The sequence below is a fragment of the Borrelia turicatae 91E135 genome (assembly GCF_000012085.2).
Classification (GTDB): domain Bacteria; phylum Spirochaetota; class Spirochaetia; order Borreliales; family Borreliaceae; genus Borrelia; species Borrelia turicatae.
Map to the genome: position 1 here is coordinate 835,532 of NC_008710.1, position 21,434 is coordinate 856,965.

Annotated in this window: 14 protein-coding genes; 11 read left to right on the forward strand and 3 right to left on the reverse strand. The window is 28.7% G+C overall.

Annotation, left to right across the window (positions count from 1 at the left end; genetic code table 11):
• The first annotated feature begins 19 nt into the window (after nt 1–19).
• From BT0_RS04030 to BT0_RS04040, 3 genes are read left to right on the forward strand one after another with little or no spacing between them, the layout of a single operon-like run.
• On the forward strand, nt 20–1,510 hold the full coding sequence (locus tag BT0_RS04030; RefSeq protein WP_011772722.1) for a hypothetical protein: 1,491 nt from the start codon (nt 20–22) through the stop codon (nt 1,508–1,510).
• 16 nt (nt 1,511–1,526) lie between these two features.
• Entirely contained in the window at nt 1,527–3,164 is a 1,638-nt protein-coding gene (locus BT0_RS04035) for a S1C family serine protease (RefSeq protein WP_236842852.1), read from the forward strand.
• 31 nt (nt 3,165–3,195) lie between these two features.
• Complete coding sequence (locus BT0_RS04040) at nt 3,196–4,302, forward strand: thymidine kinase (RefSeq protein WP_041178590.1); 1,107 nt, start codon at nt 3,196–3,198, stop codon at nt 4,300–4,302.
• A 7-nt stretch (nt 4,303–4,309) separates the two neighbouring features.
• Here the strand turns inward: BT0_RS04040 and BT0_RS04045 are convergent, their stop codons facing one another.
• Nucleotides 4,310–4,927: a hypothetical protein gene (locus tag BT0_RS04045; protein ID WP_011772725.1), complete on the reverse strand. Its 618-nt coding sequence runs from the start codon at nt 4,925–4,927 to the stop codon at nt 4,310–4,312.
• 31 nt (nt 4,928–4,958) lie between these two features.
• Nucleotides 4,959–5,567 (reverse strand): dTMP kinase, encoded by a 609-nt coding sequence (tmk, locus tag BT0_RS04050; RefSeq protein ID WP_011772726.1) that lies wholly within the window; start codon nt 5,565–5,567, stop codon nt 4,959–4,961.
• Nucleotides 5,568–5,641: 74 nt separating this feature from the next.
• On the opposite strand from tmk, the gene BT0_RS04055 reads away from it, so the two are divergent.
• From BT0_RS04055 to BT0_RS04065, 3 genes are read left to right on the forward strand one after another with little or no spacing between them, the layout of a single operon-like run.
• Nucleotides 5,642–10,030 (forward strand): translocation/assembly module TamB domain-containing protein, encoded by a 4,389-nt coding sequence (locus BT0_RS04055; protein WP_011772727.1) that lies wholly within the window; start codon nt 5,642–5,644, stop codon nt 10,028–10,030.
• A gap of 19 nt (nt 10,031–10,049) precedes the next feature.
• Nucleotides 10,050–12,497: an outer membrane protein assembly factor BamA gene (bamA, locus tag BT0_RS04060; RefSeq protein ID WP_011772728.1), complete on the forward strand. Its 2,448-nt coding sequence runs from the start codon at nt 10,050–10,052 to the stop codon at nt 12,495–12,497.
• Between the two features lie 35 nt (nt 12,498–12,532).
• Nucleotides 12,533–13,051: an OmpH family outer membrane protein gene (locus tag BT0_RS04065; protein ID WP_011772729.1), complete on the forward strand. Its 519-nt coding sequence runs from the start codon at nt 12,533–12,535 to the stop codon at nt 13,049–13,051.
• Between the two features lie 20 nt (nt 13,052–13,071).
• Here BT0_RS04065 and BT0_RS04070 read toward each other — a convergent pair whose 3' ends face one another.
• Entirely contained in the window at nt 13,072–13,581 is a 510-nt protein-coding gene (locus tag BT0_RS04070) for an STAS domain-containing protein (RefSeq protein WP_011772730.1), read from the reverse strand.
• A 75-nt stretch (nt 13,582–13,656) separates the two neighbouring features.
• Between BT0_RS04070 and mutS the strand changes: the two genes are divergently transcribed.
• From mutS to infB, 5 genes are all read left to right on the forward strand, one after another.
• On the forward strand, nt 13,657–16,239 hold the full coding sequence (gene mutS / locus BT0_RS04075; protein ID WP_011772731.1) for a DNA mismatch repair protein MutS: 2,583 nt from the start codon (nt 13,657–13,659) through the stop codon (nt 16,237–16,239).
• Nucleotides 16,240–16,249: 10 nt separating this feature from the next.
• Nucleotides 16,250–16,855: an amidophosphoribosyltransferase gene (locus tag BT0_RS04080; RefSeq protein WP_011772732.1), complete on the forward strand. Its 606-nt coding sequence runs from the start codon at nt 16,250–16,252 to the stop codon at nt 16,853–16,855.
• A gap of 112 nt (nt 16,856–16,967) precedes the next feature.
• On the forward strand, nt 16,968–17,399 hold the full coding sequence (rimP, locus tag BT0_RS04085; protein WP_011772733.1) for a ribosome maturation factor RimP: 432 nt from the start codon (nt 16,968–16,970) through the stop codon (nt 17,397–17,399).
• 13 nt (nt 17,400–17,412) lie between these two features.
• Nucleotides 17,413–18,858, forward strand: coding sequence for a transcription termination factor NusA (gene nusA, locus BT0_RS04090; RefSeq protein ID WP_041178591.1), 1,446 nt, complete (start codon nt 17,413–17,415; stop codon nt 18,856–18,858).
• 4 nt (nt 18,859–18,862) lie between these two features.
• Nucleotides 18,863–21,424, forward strand: coding sequence for a translation initiation factor IF-2 (gene infB / locus BT0_RS04095; RefSeq protein ID WP_041178537.1), 2,562 nt, complete (start codon nt 18,863–18,865; stop codon nt 21,422–21,424).
• The last annotated feature ends 10 nt before the right edge of the window (nt 21,425–21,434 follow it).

Sequence of the window (21,434 nt, forward strand, 5' to 3'; positions counted from 1 at the left end):
AAAATTTTGAAGGGGTCTTATGGTTATCTTGAAAATTATGTTTCTGTTTTTCTTTTTAGTAAGCTTGAATGATTTAAATGCTAGTTTAAATCATAGAGACAAAGATATATCAGACATTCTTTTTATTGAGGCTAAAGATTTTGATGGTACTCAAAGGGGGCTTGATATGCTTTATGGTTCTCTTGAGTTTAATTTAAGAAACTCAGATTCTCTTTATGAACTTTCATTGAGAAATGATATTTCTCTGTTGGATAAAATTTATTTGTTGAGATCAGCAATAGATATTAATAATTTTACGTTTGTAAAGCCTAGAGATTTGTATTATCAATATTTTTCATTGATTCTACGTCAAAATGAGGATATTGATAAAAACAGGGAAATTATTACTATTTATGATAAGTTGTATGGGGATCTGCAAAGTGATAAAGACTTGATTTACATGAGACTTGAAGCTTCCAGTAAACTTGGGGATTTTAAGGGAAGTTTTAGTAAAGTGTTAGCCGACTCTTTTGCTATGTATAGTGATGATTTGAGGTTTTTTAAATGGTTTTTAAAAGAAGATAAATTTTTTCCAAGTCTTTTTGGTAAACTTAAATTAAAAGAAGATTCTTTTTTTAGTAGTGATAATATTGATTTTATTTTTAGAAATACAACATTAAATGAGGTTAATTCTGTTGCTTTATTTACTTTTTTAAAAAATAAGAGCGAAAAATTAAACGGTCTTCAGAGTACGTATTTGCTTAAATATAGACTCTTGACACCTGATGAAGCTTATATGTTTTTTAAAAAAGCCCCTCCAAAAATGATAGGTGAATATAAAATGTTTTATGATCTCTTAAGAGATCCTAGTATACGAGATGAATTTTTAAGTCATTATAAGGATTTGACCGGTATGTATTTTGTAGATGACAAAAATAATGCCGCAGTATTTGAGAATGGAGTTTTGGTAAGTTTTTTTTCAAAAATAGTGGACTATTCTATGGATTTAAACTTAGGTGAAAAGTATTTTAATAAAGTTTATTTCAAAGATAAAGTCCCTGTTCGTTATGAAAATGCTTTGCTTGGTTATAAGGTTAATTATTCTGTTTATCCTTATGTCAATATGATTGAGATTGATTATTCAGATAAAAAACATGTATATACTTTTGCTTTAGATTCTTTTCGGTATGAAATTTTTGATAATTATTTTAATTACAACTTTGATTATGTAGGTATTAATGAGTTTTTAATAGCTAATGTTCCAGAAATTTTTCTTCCCAGTATGTTAAGTTTAAATCCAAAACGAGTTTCTGTTTTAGATATTCAAAAAAATTTAATAGAGAAAAAAACTTTTAATAATTCTGATATTATTGAAGTGAAGAATTACTCTTCTGGGAATTTGGTTTCAATTTATAGAAAAATTAATGGGTCTGAGAAATTCAATTATATTGAAATTTATGATAAAGGAGTTTTGAAAGTTAAGAAAGTTATTTTAGATGATAGTTTTGATGTCTATCATAACATTAATTAGCTTTTGAGAGTTATTGATGCATAGAAAAATTTTTATTATTTTTATGTTAATTTTTTCATGCAACACAATAAAAGACATAGATGACAAACAAATTTATTATATACCATCTAAAAGCATAAATAAACATATTGAAGATAATAATTTTGAGATTGCTCTTTCAAGTTATTATAATCTAAGAAATAATGGTTTTGAAATGGATCAAGGTATTCTAGGCTTAAGAAATAAAGCTTTAACCGGGATTCAAAATGAATATATTAAATTTTGTAAGGAAGGAAATTATGATAAAGCACTCTTTAAGCTTGAAACTTTAAATTTGTTTGGTATGATGCTTGCTGAGAGTAGAGAACAATTAATTTTAAAGCATCTTGAGAGTGTAAAACGCAAGGACCCAATGCTTGCGAGTTTCTTTGCAAAATATTATTCATTGGATAATACTTTTGATTCTTTGCAAGATTTTGTTATTAATGAAAAATCTCCTCTGAGAAATGTTTTGCTTGATACGGCTGTTTTAACAGTTTGGGTGGATATGGGTACTAAAATTTTAAACGGTCATAGGTTGCCAAATATTGCATTAGGCTCTGCTTTTGTTGTTGATAGTCTTAAAGGATATGCTTTGACCAATTATCATGTAATTAGTTCTCAAGTTGATAATAATTATAATGGGATTTCCAATCTTTATGTAAGACTTCCAAGAGGCAAGGGTGAAAAACTCCCCGCAACAGTCATTTCTTATTCAAAGGAAATGGATCTTGCTTTAATTAAGGTATCTTTTAAATTAGAGCATCAATTTAATTTGCATTATTCTTCGAATATTAATATTGGAGATAGAATTTATGCCATGGGTTCTCCTATGGGTTTTGAGAAAACTATTACATCAGGAATAATTTCTGGGCAGAATAGAAATTTATTATCTGTTGGCGATTCTTATCAAATTGATGCTGCCATTAATCAGGGAAATTCCGGTGGACCTGTGGTAAATGAAAGTGGTGAGTTAGTTGGACTTACATTTGCTGGAATTTTACATTCTCAAGGTCTTAATTTCGTTATACCTTCAAAATGGGTTTTAAAGGTTTTACCATTTATGTATGGAGGTGGAATTTTAAGAAATAAGTGGTTGGGATTTACTTTTTCTGAAAGTTTGAAAGATTTAGAGATATCATATGTAGCTCCTAATTCTCCTGCAGATATTGGGGGCTTAAGGAGTGGGGATTCTATTCTTAGTGTTGATTCTTTGAAATTTAATAGCTTAAGAGATCTTCAATATTATATTTTGCAAAAAAAATCTATGGTTAAATTTAAGTATAGAAGAGATAATAAAGAGTATGAGAGTTATTTGTATCCACAAGACCGGCCGGACAATATTATTGAGAGTATTATAGAGGGTGATTCTTTTAAGAATTTGATGGGAGCTTTTTTGGGTTTGAATTTGAGTTTAGTTTCTGGAAGGGAATATAGAGTTGCTAAGGTCTTTGCAAATGGTCTTGGTGATGAACTTAATTTTAGGGATAATGATGAAATTTTTGTTTATGCTTCTAATTATATTAAGGATAAGAGAGTGTTTGTCTTATTGCTTTATGTTAAAAGACTGTTTTCAGGGTATTTAGGAGCTCCTTTACAACTTGTTATTCCTTTTGATTCTCTTGTATTTGTATAAAAAATCTTTAACGTGTTTGGAGTTTATTTTTATGAGCTTTTATTTTAATTTAGTTAGTGGAGATACTAAATCCAAACTAGATGATATTGTGTCTATTAGTCATTTTGATTTTAAAGCTAATTTAAATTTAATGCTTATAATTGGTCCTATGGGTAGTGGTAAGACAGAATATGCTGCTAAAATTTATAAAGATTCTCTTATTATCAAGAATAAATCTTCTAAAGTGTTAGATCCCATTACCAAGGGACGTAGAAACAGAGCCAATATATTTTTTATTAGAAATATTCTTGATAAGAAAAGGTTTAAAGATTATCCTAAAAATGTTATTCCTTATAGAGGCGGTGGAAGTGATAGGATTGATGGAGTTGATTTTGCAGGTGATTCTTTTGATGTAGGCCAATTAATAGATGATAATCCTGAATATGGAACTTTTATTATTGATGAAACTTGTTTTTACGATGAACGCTTGGTTTTTATTTTAAATAAAATCGCATTAGATTCAAATGTATTATTTATACTTCCTACTTTACTTTATAATTTTAGGAAAGAAATATTTAATAATACTGCTAAACTCTTAATAGAATATTCAGATAAGATTTGTCGTCTTGGTGCTTATTGTGAGCATGTTAATTGTATGGATGAATCTTTTTTAACATACAGATATTATTTTTACAAGGGAGAAGAAATAGCTGCACCTTATTTTGATCCTTTGTTAATTGTTGGTGGTGATGAGATTGTTGAGTCTGCTATTTATCCAAATTATGCTACAAGATGTTCTAGGCATCATTATCTTGTTGGTAGGGAGTATTTTTTTACCATTCTTAAACCTTTTGCATTGTTGTATACGCAAGGTGATAGAAAATTGTTTGAGAGAGAAATAATGGATTTGAGCAGTAATGTGAGGAATTCAAATTTTGAAAATTCTCTTTTGATTGAATCTAGAGGAAAATGTGATATTGCAGTTTTAGAGAATTTGTTAGGATTGCCTTTTTTAGCAGAAAGAGCTTTAATTACACTGTCATTGGAATGTAATATTCTTAGTAAGGGAGATCTTAAAGAGCTTATTGATAAATTTTCTCTTAGTAAGGACTATATTCAAAAAGTAATTGTTTCAAAAGAGTATCAGTGGATTTTTTAGAAAAATATTAATAATAATTTGGTCTTTTTTGAAAGAATTTCTTTGTTTGTTCAATACGTGTTAATTCTCTTTTAATTATATCATAGTAGTTAAGTTCTTTGGTCTCAATTCTATGATATTCATCTTCCCAGTTTGTTATTCCATCGCTTTGCATTTTAGTAAATTTATATTTTTGCAATTGTTTGTGATACTTTAAAGCTTCTGTATAGTATTCAGCAGCTATTTTATAAAAATTTGTAGACTTATTTAAGTTTTCAAGAATCCCCTTCTTTTTTGGGGTTTTATAAAAATATGTATGTCTTGTGTCAAATAAATCGCCTAAATACAGATGTTGCTTAACAAGAAGTAAATTTACATGCATTTTAAAGAGAAGTTTATATTTATTCCATTCTTCTCGTGTTTCTACTTTTGATAAGGAATAATTTGGATTTCCAAATGGATATTTTAATGCATTTTGTAAAAAAAATATATTTCTTTTATAGCTATTGGGATTTTTTTTCATTTGTTCGTTGAAAATGATATACCATTGTTCAGCATAGAAAAATTTTGATGATGCATTTATATTGGTTATGAGTAGAATTGAAAATATTATTAGACATAATATGAAAAAATTTTTATGGAACATGCTCTGTATCCTTGCCTTTGTTTTAATTATATTAAAATTTTATTAAATCAAAAATTTTTCTTGTACTTGTTTCTAGGTCTTCTTCATTTGAGTTTTCAATGTATACAATATCAATTAGGTCGTCAAAAATTTTGAGCATTTCTGTATATCTAGAGTTAATTTCTTTAAATTTTGCTGCTTCAAACTCAAAGAGATCAGCTTGTATTCTGTTTTCTTGAATGCGTTTGTATGCAATACCGGGATCTGTTTTTATGAAGAAAAGTTTTTCAGGAAGTGGGAAGTCTTTGTTTAGTTTATATCCCAATTCCCCTTGATATGCTATAGATGAAAATAAATATCTGTCGGTTATTACTTTTGTTTTACCTTTATTTAATATTTCTATTATTCCATTCTTTGTGTTGTATAAATGTTCATATCTGTCTGCTACATACAAGTATGCTAGTGATACCTTTCTTAAGGGATTTTTAAAATTAGTTAGTTGCTGTCTTATGAATTCTCCAATGACTCCTTGTGATGGTTCTTTTGTAAAATAATATTTAAGTTTGTTATTACAGAGTTTTTGTAGTTTTTGAATTATACTTGTTTTTCCACTTCCATCGATTCCTTCTATGCAATAGAAATTTTTTAGGATTTTATTCACAAAAATTGTCCCCTTAAATGTTTTGAGTAATTAGATACTTACTTAAGTATTATATAATATATATAAATATATATATGAATTTGTTTTTTATAAGAAATAAGATTGCTCTATCTTTTATTTTTTCAATGATAGTTTTTGTATCAATTCTTGTAATCTTTATTTTATTTATTCAAGCCCAAGTTTATTCTGCTAGATTTTTTATTATGAATTACCTTGAATCGAAAACAGGCTTTAAAATCAAATATGATAAAATTGCTCCTTATTTTTTATCTTCAATAAAAATAGATAATCTGGAGTTGAGCTTAAATGATAAAGATACAATATTGATGAATACTGTTAAAGTCAATTTGGATTTGTTTAAACTCTTATTAGGAGATAAGAACATTATTTTAGATATTTTTGTAAGGGGAAGTACTTTAAATTTTGATTTAAATGATTTTAAATTTCTTGACCCCCAGAGTGCACATTCTCGTACATTGAAATTAGATGATGATAGTACTAATCATGCAATATTTGGTAAAATGTTTAATTTTTTTGATAGTCTTCATATGCATTTAGAAGATATTAATATGAATTTTAAACTATCTTCTGATAAGTTTCTGAAATTTCAGATTAAGAGTTTTGCATTAAAGACTATTGACGATGATTTTTTATTTAGTTTTATTGTTGATTTTAGTTCTCTTGCAGTTTTAAATCCCAATGTTAGTCATAAAAATATTCTTGATTCGACTTTTTATTTTGAAGGTAAGTTTAAAAAAGAGCTTGAAGATGGATATATTAACTTTAGTTTTTTAAAATTACATACAAGTTATTTTGATTTGCTTGAGCAAGGCTTTCAAATAAATTATTCTAAGGGAAATATTGAAATTTTTAATATTCTCCGAGAGAATTTGGATTTTAATTTAAAATATGATTTTAATAAAAAATTTTTAAGATTGGATGCTTTGTTCTTTGATGTAAATCTTGTAAATTGGATAAGCTTTAATGAAAATTTGAGTGATTATAAGGATTACCTTGATACGAATTTAAATGGTCAATTAGCATTTTCTTATGATTTTAAAGATAAAGATTTACGGTATGCATTTTTATTAAATTCATCTTCAAATGCTAATATGGTAAATAAGGAGATTCAGGGATTAAAAGTCCAAATTAAAGGGAATGAAGCAGTTGTAGATGTACAAAATGCTTTTGTAAAACTTAAGAGAGGATTTATTGGTTATAAGGGCTATTATTCTTTAAAAGATTTAGTACCAATAGGAAGGCTTGATTTTAGGTCTGCAAAGATTTTTAATTTTAAGGATATTAATGGGCATTTAAATTTTAGTAAAAGAAATCAAAAATTTTGCGTAAAATCTGATGATTTTAGGGTTGGCAGGCTTAAAATTCGAGATTTGAATATGAAAACGAGTTTTGCTCAGGATCGTATCTATGTTAATTATTTATTAAGTTTTGCTAACAATAATTCTGAAATTTCATTAAAGGGTGATTTTAATAAGGAAAATTTTAATCTTAATTTAGGTGTTAAAGAGTTTCCTATGCTTTTTTTGAAAGATGTTCTTCCAGAAACTTTTATTACTAAAGTTATTCCTGAATATTTTTTGTCGGGTAAGTATTTAAATTTGACTTCAGATTTTGATTTAAATACCGTTGATTATACTAAAAGTAAGTTGAATAGTCTTAATTTTGTTGTCTTATCAAAATTAGATGATTTTAATTTAATGTTTAATGCAAGTGGAGAGAAGAATATTTATACGGTAAATTACTTTAATTATAGTAATGGGGATTATAATGTAAATTCTAATTTTTTGATACAGTTGTTTGATGATAGTTTTAAGATAAATACCGAGTTTAATTATTTGAATAGAAATTATCCTTTGTATTTTGAGTTGAATTTTAAAGATAGGTATGCCAACTTGAAATTGTCACCTAGGTCGAAAGTCAGTTTAACTTATTCTGATTCGTCTATAGTTTATTTTTTTGATATTAATGATTTTTGTCTTTATAATGGAGATTCTGAGATTTTGTTAAATGTTAATTCTTTAGGAAATTACCAAAGAATGAATGATGATTTAAATGTCAAAATTACTAAGTTTAAATTAGGTAAGATTGCTGGTAATCCTGCTTATAATTTTAATTTTAGCTTTGAAGGTTTATATAAAGATAAACAAGTTAGTCTTTCAAATATTAGATTTATAAATGGGGTTTCAAATTTACAAGGGCAAGGACATTTTAATTTAAATGATAAACTTAGTGGTAATTTGAACTTGTTTTCGCATGTAAATTCAGAGCGTTATTTTTTTGGTGTTGATTCTAATGAAGATGGCAGTTATTTTGTTGGTAGATTTCAGGGATTCAATTTCAATAATTTAAAATTCTTTTCGTTCTTAAATGGAAATATTAATGGTAACTTTATATTGAGTTTTAAAGATAGTGATTTATTTAATTATTCTCTTAGTGCGTATCTTGAAACAAATGACCTGTCTTTAGTAGGTGTTCCTACATATTGCTCTTTGAATTTGGGATTGGTTGATAATAATCTTAATATTTATAATATAAAGGCGAGTCAGAATGAAAGAGAAATTCTGACAGGTAATTTTAGATATGATATTAAGAATTCTATTGGGATTTCTAATTTGAATGTTAATAGCAAGCTTTTTTCTTCAAGTGTGAATGCGAGTTTTCAAAAATTTGAAAATAAAACAGAGGAAGAATTTGGTATTTTAAAGAGTGAAACTGATGGAGAGATTGCTTTAAGAGGTTTAAGATATAAAGACAAAGATCTTTCTGATCTTACAATTGAATTTAAAAGTAACCCTGAAAGATTTATCATGTCATCAATTGAATATGATCTTTTTAGTTGTTTATATGAATATAATGATGGTAATTTTGATATTAGGTTAAATGATTATTTGCCTTTTAGTTTTGTTGCCTCAGGTAACATTTTTGGGGATAAAATTACTAGTAATATTCAAGATATTAAATTTGACTCAAAGTTAATTACAAAAGATTTATTAGGTTCAAAAACTTTTTTTAATATTAAAGATCATTTTGTTCTGTATGATCTTAATGTGATTGGCAGGTTGGATGTTGATGGTGATTTATATAATCCAAATCTTAATGGAGAGTTTGAAGTAGTACATGGTTTAGTAAGCAGTGAATATTTAAAAATGTCTAGACAATATGGAAAGAGTAGAATTTTAGAATTAATTAATGTACCAGTTATTATTAAAGATAATAATATAATTATTGAGAACAAATTTAATTTAGACTATTATTCTGATGTCAATGTCGCTGCACATCTGAATCTAAACTTTTTAAGTGATAGTATTGTTGATTATTATAAGATAGATATTGGTGTTTCTGGTAGCTCTGGAGTACCTATTAAATTTGATAAAGTAACTATAAATTTTGTTGGACATGCTTCAGGTGATTTTTTTATTGAAGGTAATTCTGAAGAGATTATGTTTAGAGGAGAGCTAAATGTTTCAAATGCTTGGATTTATTTACTTGAAAATTCGATTGTCGATCTATTAATAGATCCTTATAAGAGATCAAAAAAAGTTGGAGCATCTGATGTTAGCTCTAAGGGGTTAGATGTTGTTACAGATCTTAAAATTAATTTTGATAGTAATGTTGCTTTTCATTGGCCAGATAATAAAATTTCCTTCTTGAATGCTATTATTGCAAGAGGGAATAAACTTGAGGTTAAATCTGATACTAAAACGGATGATTTTATCCTTAAGGGAGATTTAAATGTTGCAAGTGGTTCTTTCAATTATCATAATAAACAATTTGTTTTCAGAGGAGGGTCATATATATCTTTTAATGAAAATAAGAACAAATTTGATCCGTGGGTCAAGGCAGAGGCTACAAATGTGATTAAAGATGGTAATGAAAATTTGTTAATAACAATGAGCATAGATGGTCCTTTGAGTTTGTGGAATCTTAGTTTTTCATCTTATCCTGTGCGAACGGAGCAAGAGATCAAATATCTTTTATCAAGTGCAATAATTGGGGGTGAACATGGGCTACAATCGGCGGGCACAAATACAGCTGAAATGGCACTTGGGTTAGCTAGTGATATTCTTGTTGATCTGATAGTACAACCTATTGAAGATTATATACGTTCTGTATTAAAATTAGACCTATTGAGTATAAAAACAGATATATTAAGGAACGCTATTGGTATCTTGGGTAGTACAACAACTTTTGCAGGTGTTCTTGATAAAACAAATGTTAAAGTGGGTAAATATATTATTGATGGTGTTTTTGCTAAGGCGGGATTTGGATTTTTAAAAGAGGAAGTAACACCATTGTCTCAGAATTTAAATTTTAGTATTAATTTTGGTCTTGAACTTGATTCACCGTTTTTCTTTGTTGATTATATTTTTGATTATAATTTTATGAAATATGGTCACGGAATAGGAAATCAAATATCTATTTTTTGGAAATTTAAATACTGAGTTATGTGAGGGATGTGGGGTGAAGTTATTTAGAATCTTTTTGTTCTTTTTTGTATTTAATTTAGTGTATTCTCAAGAGAACTATAAGGGTAAGGTGATAAAAAGTATTGATTTTAATGGGCTTAAGAATATAAGAGAAAATGACTTTGGCTCTATTTTAAATGTTTATTTGGGACAAGCTTATTCTGATGAACTTTTTGATAGATTGCAAGTTGACCTTTATGCTCTTGATTATTTTGAGGGACTTATTAGACCTGAGTTTAGAGTAGAAAATGATAAACTTGTAATTACATTTTTTGTGAAGGAAAAATCCTTAATACAGACTGTTACTTTTATTGATGATAGTGGAGTTTTTTGGAATAGTGAACTGCGTGATAAATCAAATGTTAATGCAAAAGAGGCTTTAAATCTTGCAAAAATTAAAAAAAGTGTTCTTAAATTTGAAGAAATGTACAAAGATGCTGGATATCTTGATGTTACTGTTGAATTTGATATTAAAGAGAAAAATAGTTTAGTAGATATTGTGTTTAAAATTAATGCTGGTCCTAAGTATGTTGTTAAAGAGGTTTCTTTTGAGGGAAATTTGAACTTTAAGAGTCGTATTCTTAGAAAATATTTAGTATCAAAACCCGCATCTTTATTTTTTGATGGTAAGTATTTAAAATCAAATGTTGATAAAGATAAAGTGAAACTTGAGTCTTATTATAAGAATAATGGATATATTAATGCAAAAGTTGTAGATAGCATTGTAGATATACGAATTCCCAGTGATGCTAAAAAATTGGAAAGAGAAGTTTTCTTAAAATATTTTATTTCAGAGGGTAATGTTTTTAAATTTGGTAAATTTGAAATTACTGGTAATTTAGTTTTTAAATTAGAAGAATTGCAATCCTTGATTACTTTTAAGGAAGGAGATATTTTTGATGATTCAAGATTTGAGCAAGATTTTGCAAAAATTAGGGAAAAGTATTATTCCGATGGTTATATCTTTACAGAGATTGTGCCTTCTCGGACGATAAGAGATGAATTTGTCGATTATTCTATTAAGATATTAGAAAAAGAGAAAGCACATATTGAATCTATTACTGTTTCAGGTAATAAAAAAACAGCTTCTCATGTAATTCTTAGAGAAATTCCGCTAATTGAGGGTGATATTTTTAGTTTGGAAAATCTTCGGATGGGAATGCTTAATTTACAAAGACTTGGCTATTTTGGAAATGTTGTACCCGATGTTGTTCCAAGTGATATTGAGGGTTTAATGAAGATAAATTTTGTTGTTGAAGAGCGAGAGACAGCAAGTTTTAGATTTGGTATGAATTTTGGTGCGGTGAGTAATTCTTGGCTTCCATTTTCAGTTTTTGGACAGTGGGAGCAATCTAATTTTTTAGGTGAAGGGTATTCTCTTTCCGCAAGGCTTAATCTTGCTTTTTCAGAGCAAAGTTTTAGGTTAATGTTTGAAGATAATTGGTTTATGCAGACTAGATGGACTATTGGAGGATTTTTTGATTTTTCACATTCTATAAATACAGCGTATCAGGATATTAATGGACCTATATTTACGGATAAGAAAGAAGTTCCAGATCCTTTTGTAAGTTGGGAAGCATATAATAATTCTAAAAATTTTTCGGATTTTAATGTTATGAATTATTCTTTAGCGAAATTTAGTATTAGTGGGTTTACTGGTTATACTTTTTCTAATTATCTTGGAAAGCAATCAGTTGTTGGAACTGCACAAACTGCCTTGAAATATGTGTATTATGATGATAATGTTAACAGACCTTCAAATTATTATTTGAGGGATAATTATAATACTATTAGATTTGAAAATTCTTTTGGTATTAGCGTTGCATGGGATACAAGAAATTCTCAGTCTTTATCTAATAATGGTTTTTTGCTTAAGCAGCAATTTGATCTTTTTGGTGGATTTTTGTTTGGACAGAGTCATTTTTCAAAATCCACAACAACTTTTGAGAGATATTTCTCTCTTTTAGGCTATCAGGATGTTTTCACCCCATTTTTTGATTTAATTTTAACTTTGCGGAGTGTTTATTCAAATATTTTACCACCACTTGGGAATGGTTTTGAGATAGAAGTTCAACCACATCACCTTATAGTTATTAGTGAAAACTTTATGATTGCAAGAGGATGGGGCACTTTGAGTAATATTTATAGTTCGTTTGTAAATACTCTTCAGTTATCAATGCCTTTGATTAAGAATATTTTGGTTTGGGATGTTTTGTTTTTAGATATGGCTTCATATTCTCTAGAAGGTCAAGAAAATTCTTTGTTTGTTCCTTTGAGTAATTTTATTTTTAGTTGGGGTTTTGGAATTAGAAGTGTATTACCTCAAATGCCTTTGTCTTTTGTAATAGCTTATCCATTTCATTTTAATAATGAAGGTGTTAATAGATATTATAATTATTTTGGAGGATTTAAATTTTTCTTAGCCATTGATATGAGATACTGATATAATTTAGTTAGCTTTTTGTAGGGAGGATTTTTATGGCTTTTATAGTGTTTTTGTTTGCATGTTTTTTTCCATTAAATCTTTTTTCAGTTAATGTTACAAAAGTGGGTATTGTAGATTTTGAGAAGGTTGTAATTGAGTTTTTAAGTCCGCAATTAAAGTCTAATCTTGAGCAATTGAAAAATCATTATCAAGAAAAAATAGATATCTTGAATTCTGAGATTAAAGATTTGAGGAAAATATATGATGAATCTGTTAGTGTTCATGATTTAGAGAGTGCTAAATTGTATGGTAATCAATATAACTTGAAGATTGATGAACTTAAGAAGCTTAAGAGCTTGGCTAAGAGTAATCTTGAGCAACAGAAACAGATTAATATAAACAGTTTAAATAGTGATGGATTACTTTGGGGCAAAATACTTAATGGTATTCAATATATTGCAGAGACTAATGGTATTTCTTTGGTTATGAAAAAAGATAATCCATATATTCTTTATTATAATAGTACAGTTGATATAACAGATGATATTATTAAGTATTTGAGTGAACAGTAGTATATTACTAAAATTGCTTTTTAATTGTTGTTTTCTTTTTTTAGTCTTCTAATTAGGGTGCAGAATTCTTTTTTGTTGTCTTTATTGAGGCTTGAGAGTAAAATATGTGATTTTAACATTGATTTAAATATTGTATTTTTATGTGCACTGAAACAAAAATACTCTTTCATGTCACTTTTTTGTAATTTTTCTTCTCTATTTTCTATTTTTAATATTTTTTCAAGACCAAGAGATTGTAAATTTTTAAGTGCTTCTTTGCTAGAGTTTATTATTTTAAAGGTTTTTTTGTGTTCATTGCTCTTATTATCAATGTATATTAGTACTCCCATAAAAGTTGAATCTAAATATTTTGTTTCCGATAAATCTATGTATAATTTGTTGATTTTATCGTTATTATTTATGAATATATTTTTGATAAATGTTTTAAAATTGACAGAATATAATGCAGTAAGTCTGTTAATTAATTTTATGAAAACAAAATCGTCTTTACATACATAAAAGACATTGCTTTGAGAAGTATCTTTTTCCATTGTTAATTCTTTTTGATAGTTTTAAGTATATTGTAAAGTTTTAATAATATCAATTATAATTTTAGTATTGCTTATATGAGAAAAGATGTTACGCCGATGATGAGGCAATATTTGAATATTAAAGATAAACATAAAGATGCTATTCTGTTTTTTAGAGTAGGTAGTTTTTATGAAATGTTTTTTGATGATGCTCTTGAGGGAAGCAAGCTTTTAGGATTAACTTTGACTAAAAGAGAAAATGTTCCTATGTGTGGAGTGCCTTGTCATACAAGTAAAGATTATATAAAAAAATTGATTTTGCTTGATAAAAAGGTTGCAATTTGTGAGCAAGGATTGCAAACTGATCCTAAAGGGCCTTTAGAAAGAGAAGTTGTTGAAGTTATAAGTCCTGGAGTTGTTATCGATGAAGATTTTTTGCAAGATGATATTAATAATTATTTGATAGCTATTAGTGATTATAAGGATTATTATTCATTTTCTTATATAGATTTGTCGACATCTAGACTTGGAATAATCCTTTATGAGGGAAATTTTTTAGAAAAGTTGAGACGGGATATTGAGAAGTATTCTCCAAAGGAAATAATAGTTTCAGAGGATTTTTATTATGAATATTTAGAAAAACTTGCTCTTGATCGATTTTTAGTTAATAAGATTCCCCATTGGCATTTTGACAAAGAGATTGCCATGAAATCACTAAAAGAGCATTTTAATGTTCTTAGTTTGAGTGCTCTTGGGTTTAAAGAGGATGAGCCTTATTATGTTTCATCTTTTTTAATAATAGATTATATAAAGAATAACTTGAAAAATTTATTAATTAATATTGACACAATTCATATTAATAATGATTCTGAATATATGTTTCTTGATGATGTTACTCAAATAAACCTTGAACTTGTTAAAAACAATAATGATTTAACATCCTGCTATTCTCTTTATTCAGTATTAAATGATTGTAAAACTCCCATGGGGAAGAGACTTTTAAGAGAATATATATTAAATCCGCTTTTAGATATTGTTGCAATTAACAATAGATTAGATCATGTAGAATTTTTAAACAATAATATTAACTTAAGTATGAAATTGAGAGATATTCTTAGTAATGTTTGGGATATTGAGAGAATAATCTCAAGACTTCAAATGAAAAAATATGTTAAAAAAGATTTTTTATTGATTAAGGAATCTTTGACAGCATTTTTTTTAGCAAAAAGGCTTCTTAATGAACATTCTTTTAGTTATTGGATATTTGATGTTAATGATGAAAATAATATAAGAGAAATTTATTCTTTAATTGATTGTTCCATTTCAAAGGAGCCAGATGAGCTTATTCAACATGGGTATAATTTTGAGATTGATCGTTTAAGAGAGATTAAAAATAATGCAAGCAAGTATGTTGATGATTATCTTAATTTTGAGAGGAATTTTAGCAAAATTAGTAGCCTTAAAATTAGGAGAATTAATGTTCGAGGTTTGTTTTTTGAGGTTACAAAGAGTTATTATGGACAAGTTCCATCTCATTTTATAGAAAGTCAGACTTTAAATTCTGTTAAGAGATATAAAACTAACAAACTTATTGAACTTGAAAGGGATATTAATGATGCTGAGGATAATTTATTGGCTCTTGAGCAAGAAGTGTTTGATGACATAGCTTCAAAAATTGTTAAGCATAGTGTGGTTATTAAAAAAATTGCTAATTTTTTTGCGTATGTTGATGTAGTCTCTGATTTTGCGTATTTGGCTAAAAAAAATGAATATGTAAGACCCACTCTAACTAACAATAAAGAAATTATTCTTGAGTGTTCTAGACATCCTGTTGTTGAGCATTATATGAAGGGAGTTGAGGCTTTTACTAAAAATTCTGTAAAAATTGACAATGATAAGTATTTTTGTTTAATTACTGGTCCTAATATGGCAGGCAAATCAACTTATTTACGTCAGACTGCTTTAGTTGTTTTAATGGGACATATTGGTTCTTTTGTGCCTGCTAATCAGGCCATCATAGGAATTACAGATAAGATTTTTTGTCGAATCGGGGCAAGTGATAATATTTCCAAAGGTGAGTCTACATTTTTAGTAGAGATGAATGAAACGGCTAATATTTTAAGAAATGCAACTCAGAATAGCTTGATAATTATGGATGAAGTTGGGAGGGGTACTAGTACTAATGATGGACTTGCTATTGCGTATTCAATTGTTGAATATATTTTAGAACATATTCAAGCTAGAAGTTTATTTGCAACTCATTTTCATGAGCTTTCAGCTATTAAGCATGATTCTTTTGTTAATCTTTCAATGAAAATTGAAAGACAAGGTGATGAACTTATTTTTTTAAGAGAGGTTGAAGAAAAACCTTCTCTTAATTCTTATGGGATTTATGTTGCTCGCATAGCAGGAATACCTTTAAAAGTTATTGAGAGGGCTAATGTTATTCTTAAAAGTTTGACTAGTCGAGAGCATTTGTATGTGCCGGAATTTTTTACTTCAGCCACTTTGGTTATTAATGATGGTGAAGAAGCAATGAAAGAAGATTTAAGTTATGAGTTAGAACTTAATGATTACTTAGAACTTAAAAATTTTATTTCTAAAATAGATGTCAATAATATTACTCCTTTTCAAGCAATGAATTTACTAAGTGAAATAATTTTAAAGACTAAGACATAGGGGCATATAAGTGTGGAATTGGGGTGTTTTAAAAAGCATATTTCTTCCCTTTTGTTCTTGTTGTCATAAAGATTATGTTTACTTAAATGCTCTTTGCAAGGATTGTATTGAGTTTTTTCATTTCGATGTTAAGTTGAGAGATGATGTTTGGTATTTTTTTGACTATAAAAATGAATATAAGAACTTGGTTCTTACTTACAAGAGAGATGGACAAAGATTGCTTGGTCGGTTTTTTGCAAATGGGATTTTACATTTTTTGATGAGTATTGATTTTGACCTTGTTGTTAGTATTCCTTGTAGTTTTAAAAGAAAAATTTTTTATGGTTTTGATCACATGGAATATATTGGAAATTTGTTAAGTCATAGTGAAATAAATTATATTAATGTTTTTAAGCGAAGATTAGGCAAAAGTCAAAAGCTATTGCGTGGAGATTTAAGGCATAGTAATTTGGAGAATAAAGTTAAATTAAAGTTGAGGTATAGGAATATTAAGTTTAAAAGGGTTGTACTTATTGATGATATTGTAACAACAGGAGCATCTATGACTTTTTGTAAAGATATTCTTATAAGACATGGGGCTTTAAGTGTAATAAAACTATCAATTGCGAGAGTTTAGTTGATTATTGTTTTCTTGACATTTATTGTCGTTAATGTTATTCTTAGGTTGTATTGATTATTTTATTTAATAAGGTTCTTTTAAGAGAGCCTTATTCTTTTTAGGAATATGATTGGTTAAAATTATTGATAATAGTGAAGTTTACAATTTAATAAAGAATGTAACAGATCAATTAGGAATTGAAATTATAGAAATTAACACTTTCAAGAAAAGAGATGAAGGGAGAATTCAAATAGTTCTTTATAAGGGTAATGATTTTGGAGTTGATACTCTTTGTGATTTACATAAAATGATTTTATTGAGTTTAGAAGTGGTTCTTAAATATAATTTTAGTTTAGAAATCTCTACGCCTGGGATAAATAGGAAAATTAAGAGTGATAGAGAGTTTAAAATTTTTGAGGGCAGGAAGATTAAGTTAATGTTAGATAATGATTTTGAAGAAGGTCTTATCTTAAAAGCAGAGGCAGACGGTTTTATTTTTAAAACAGATACTAAAGAGATAAGAATTCTTTATAGTGATGTTAAGAAGGCTAAATTATCGTGAAGGAGTCTTGGATATGATAAAGGGCACTGGTCAAATGATTGCCAATATTGCTAATGAGCGAGGAATGAGCATAGATGCTATTCGAAAGACGGTTAGGGAATCTATAATGATAGCTTATAAGAAGTATTTTGGAACGAGTGAGAATGCTTTAATTAAGTTTGATGAGGATACTGGGGATTTGATAGTTTATTCTAAAAAAAAGATTGTAGAGGAAGTTCAAGACGATATACTTGAAATATTGAAAGACGATTCTCAAGAATTTGAAGTCATGGAAGATGGATATGCATATATTGAGATTGATCCAAAGATTTTTGATAGGCTTTCAATTCAAGTTGCTAAGCAGAGAACTAAGAGCGATTTGCAGGGAATCGAAGATAATGAACTTTATTTAGAATTTAAACACAAATTGCATAAAATTGTTATTGGGTATGTTCAGCAAAATAGGAATGGAGATCTTTATGTGAATCTTGGGAGTACAGATGGTGTTATTCCTAAGAAATATCAATCTCCAAGGGAAGTTTATGGGCTTAATGATAAAGTTCGAGTTCTTGTTTACAGTGTAAAGAAGGGAAAAAATGGAATAGAGGTAGTCTTATCAAGGACTCATCCTAAATTTATTGAGGAACTTCTTACTCTTGAGATTCCTGAGATTGAGGAAGGTCTTATTAAGATTCATAAGATAGTAAGAGATCCAGGTTATAGAACTAAGGTTGCTGTTTATTCTGAGAAAGAAGAGATTGATCCTGTAGGTCCTTGTATTGGGCAAAAAGGTGTTAGGATTCAATCAATAATTAAGGAACTTGAAGGTGAAAAAATAGATATTATTCCTTATTCTAAGGATATTAAAGAATTTATTAGAGATGCCTTAACCCCTGCTAAAATAGATAATGTATATATTGTTGATGAGGATTTGCATAAAGCTTTGGTGGTTGTTAGCGATGAACAGCTCTCGCTTGCAATAGGTAAAATGGGACAGAATGTTAGACTTGCAAATAGACTGCTTGATTGGGCAATTGATGTTAAAACTAGTAGTCAATTTGCTGAAATGAAAGCAAGTGGAGAGTTTAAACAAGAGACTTTTGAAATGTTTGATAAAATTATTCAGGATAATGTTCAGGAAGATGAATTTGAGGAAATAAATAAAATTAGTGAGCTTAAAATTCTTGATAATGATATTGTTGATAAATTGGTTGAAGCAGGTTTTGATGATATTGATAGTTTTTTGGATGCTAGTGAGGAAAAGCTTTTTGAGTTGGGAATAGGTTATGAAAAGCAAGAAGAAATAAATAAGATACTAAAGGAAGGGATGGTAATAATTTCTAATGATGATGGATCTATTGAAGGTATGAAAGATGAAGAAGAGTTGCTTTGTCCTGAGTGTGGGGCTGTTATTAATGAAAATATGACTTTTTGTCCAGGTTGTAAGATAGGGCTTAGCTTTGAATTTGAAGAGGAGTAATAGTTTGTCAGAAAATATTGATGATGATCGCAGTGAAGATGAAAAAAAAATTAAAGTTGTTAAATTACGAAAGAAAGTAGTAAAGGTTGTAGCCCATACTGATAAAAGTTTGAATAAATCCAAAGATAATTTTGTGGACCTCTCAAATTCAAGAGGAAATCAGGATTCTAATAGAGGATATTCTTATGGCAATAAAGATAGGGGAGTTAGGACTTCTTCTTTAAATGTAGATAAGGATAATACTACTAGCCAGCAACAAGGTAATAGGGGCTATTTCAATAGGAACAATGCTTATAATAGAGATAATAGAGGATATTCTTATGGCGGTAAAGATAAGGGAGTTAGGACTTCTTCTTTAAATGTAGATAAGGGTAATACTAGTAGCCAGCAACAAGGTAATAGGGGCTATTTCAATAGGAACAATGCTTATAATAGAGATAATAGAGGATATTCTTATGGCGGTAAAGATAGGGGAGTTAGGACTTCTTCTTTAAATGTAGATAAGGATAATACTAGTAGCCAGCAACAAGGTAATAGAGGATATTTCAATAGAACTAATACTCATGGTAGTAGTAGTCCTCAGACATTTAGACGAGTAATAAGAACTAAGGTTATCTCTAGTGTTGCAATTTCACCTTCTGATTCTGATAATAAGGGTCTTAATAGGAAACTTGGTGAGAAGAAGAAGCAGCAACAAGAAAGTCAAAAAGGTTACAAGAGGAAAAAGGAAGAAATTGAGAGCAAAACAATAGAACAAAAAGTGTTTGAGCAGCTTCAAAAAAAGAAGAAAGAAAATCTAGCAAATCCAATTCCTAAGTCAATTGATATTATGGGAACTATTACTGTTGCTGAACTTGCAAGGAAAATGAATTTAAAATCCTCAGATTTAATTGCTAAGTTAATGACTTTAGGTGTAATGGTAACTATTAATGAGAAGATTGATTCTGATACTGCTACTATTTTGGTTGAAGAATATGGCTCTAAAGTTAATGTTGTGTCAATCTATGATGAAACAGTTATCGAAGCAGAAGAAGATGATGAGAGCAAGAGGGTTGCAAAACCCCCTATTATTACAATAATGGGACATGTTGATCATGGAAAAACCAAACTTCTATCAGTGTTGCAAAATATTGATATAAATCAAACAGAGTTTGGAGGAATTACACAACATATTGGTGCTTATACTATTAATTATAATGATCATGAAATAACATTTTTAGATACTCCAGGACATGAAGCTTTTACTATGATGAGGAGTCGGGGGGCACAGGTTACAGATATTGTTGTGCTTGTTGTTTCTGCTGTGGATGGAGTAATGCCGCAGACTGTTGAGGCTATTAATCATGCAAAGGACGCAGAAGTGCCCATTATTGTTGCAATCAATAAGATTGATTTGCCAGATTCAAATCTAGATAGAGTTAAACATCAGCTTTCAGAGTATGATTTGGTTCCTGAAGATTGGGGTGGAAGTACAATTTTTGTTGCAATTTCGGCTCTTAAAAATATTGGTATTACTGAACTTCTTGATATGATTATTCTGCAATCTGAAGTAATGTTATTGAAGGCAAACCCAACTAAAAGGGCTATTGGTAGAGTACTTGATGCTAGAGTTGACTTAGGTAGAGGAGTAGTTTGTTCTGTGATAATTGAGGATGGAACCCTTTCTATAGGAGATTCTTTTGTTGGAGGAGTCTATCATGGTAAGGTGAGAGCATTAATTAATGAGAGAGGAGTAGCTGTTAAGAGCGTTGGTCCTGCAAAAGCTGTTAATGTTTTGGGTTTTTCATCAATTCCTCAGGCTGGTGATCCATTCCAGGTTACAAAGACAGAAAAAGAATCCAAATTAATTAGTTCTAAAAGACAAGATCTTAAAAAATATGAAGATGCTAAGAATGTAAAAAAAGTTACTGTATCAAATCTTTATGATTCAATTAAGGATGGAGCACTTAAGGAACTTAAGATAATTTTAAAAGCGGATGTGCAGGGCTCTGTTGAGGCTTTAAAGCATTCTCTTGAAAAATTAACTAATAATGAAATTAGAGTAAAAGTTATCCATTCATCAGTAGGAGCAATAACTGAGACTGATATTAGTTTTGCATCAGCAAGTGAAGCAATTATTATTGGTTTTCACGTACGCCCTGCAGCAAAAGCACAATTGTTAGCCGATCAAGAAAAAGTTGAAATTAGAAAATATAATATAATTTATGATGCAATTAATGATATTAAATCAGTTCTTGAAGGCATGTTAGAACCAGACATTGAACAAAAATTTATTGGATTTGCTGAAGTTCGTGCTGTTTTTAATATTTCTAAGGTTGGAGTAGTGGCTGGATGTTATGTTTCACAAGGATGCATAAAACGGGATGCCGTAACTAATGTTATGAGAGAAGGATTTCAGGTGCATTCTGGTAAAATTTCTTCATTAAGGCGAGCTAAAGAAGATGTTAAAGAAGTTAATGCGCAATATGAATGTGGAATTATGATTGATAATTATTTTGATATTAGGGAAGGAGATATAATTGAGGCATTTGAGATTAAGAAAGTGAAGAGACGCTTTGAATCTTAAGCATCTGCTT

Bases quoted from the DNA above. Each gene is read 5' to 3' on its own strand.
- BT0_RS04035 (WP_236842852.1), top strand. From the start codon at position 1,527: ATGCATAGAAAAATTTTTATTATTTTTATGTTAATTTTTTCATGCAAC.
- BT0_RS04030 (WP_011772722.1), top strand. From the start codon at position 20: ATGGTTATCTTGAAAATTATGTTTCTGTTTTTCTTTTTAGTAAGCTTG.
- BT0_RS04065 (WP_011772729.1), top strand. From the start codon at position 12,533: ATGGCTTTTATAGTGTTTTTGTTTGCATGTTTTTTTCCATTAAATCTT.
- BT0_RS04070 (WP_011772730.1), bottom strand. From the start codon at position 13,581: ATGGAAAAAGATACTTCTCAAAGCAATGTCTTTTATGTATGTAAAGAC.
- nusA (WP_041178591.1), top strand. From the start codon at position 17,413: ATGATAAAGGGCACTGGTCAAATGATTGCCAATATTGCTAATGAGCGA.
- BT0_RS04040 (WP_041178590.1), top strand. From the start codon at position 3,196: ATGAGCTTTTATTTTAATTTAGTTAGTGGAGATACTAAATCCAAACTA.
- BT0_RS04045 (WP_011772725.1), bottom strand. From the start codon at position 4,927: ATGTTCCATAAAAATTTTTTCATATTATGTCTAATAATATTTTCAATT.
- BT0_RS04055 (WP_011772727.1), top strand. From the start codon at position 5,642: ATGAATTTGTTTTTTATAAGAAATAAGATTGCTCTATCTTTTATTTTT.
- mutS (WP_011772731.1), top strand. From the start codon at position 13,657: ATGAGAAAAGATGTTACGCCGATGATGAGGCAATATTTGAATATTAAA.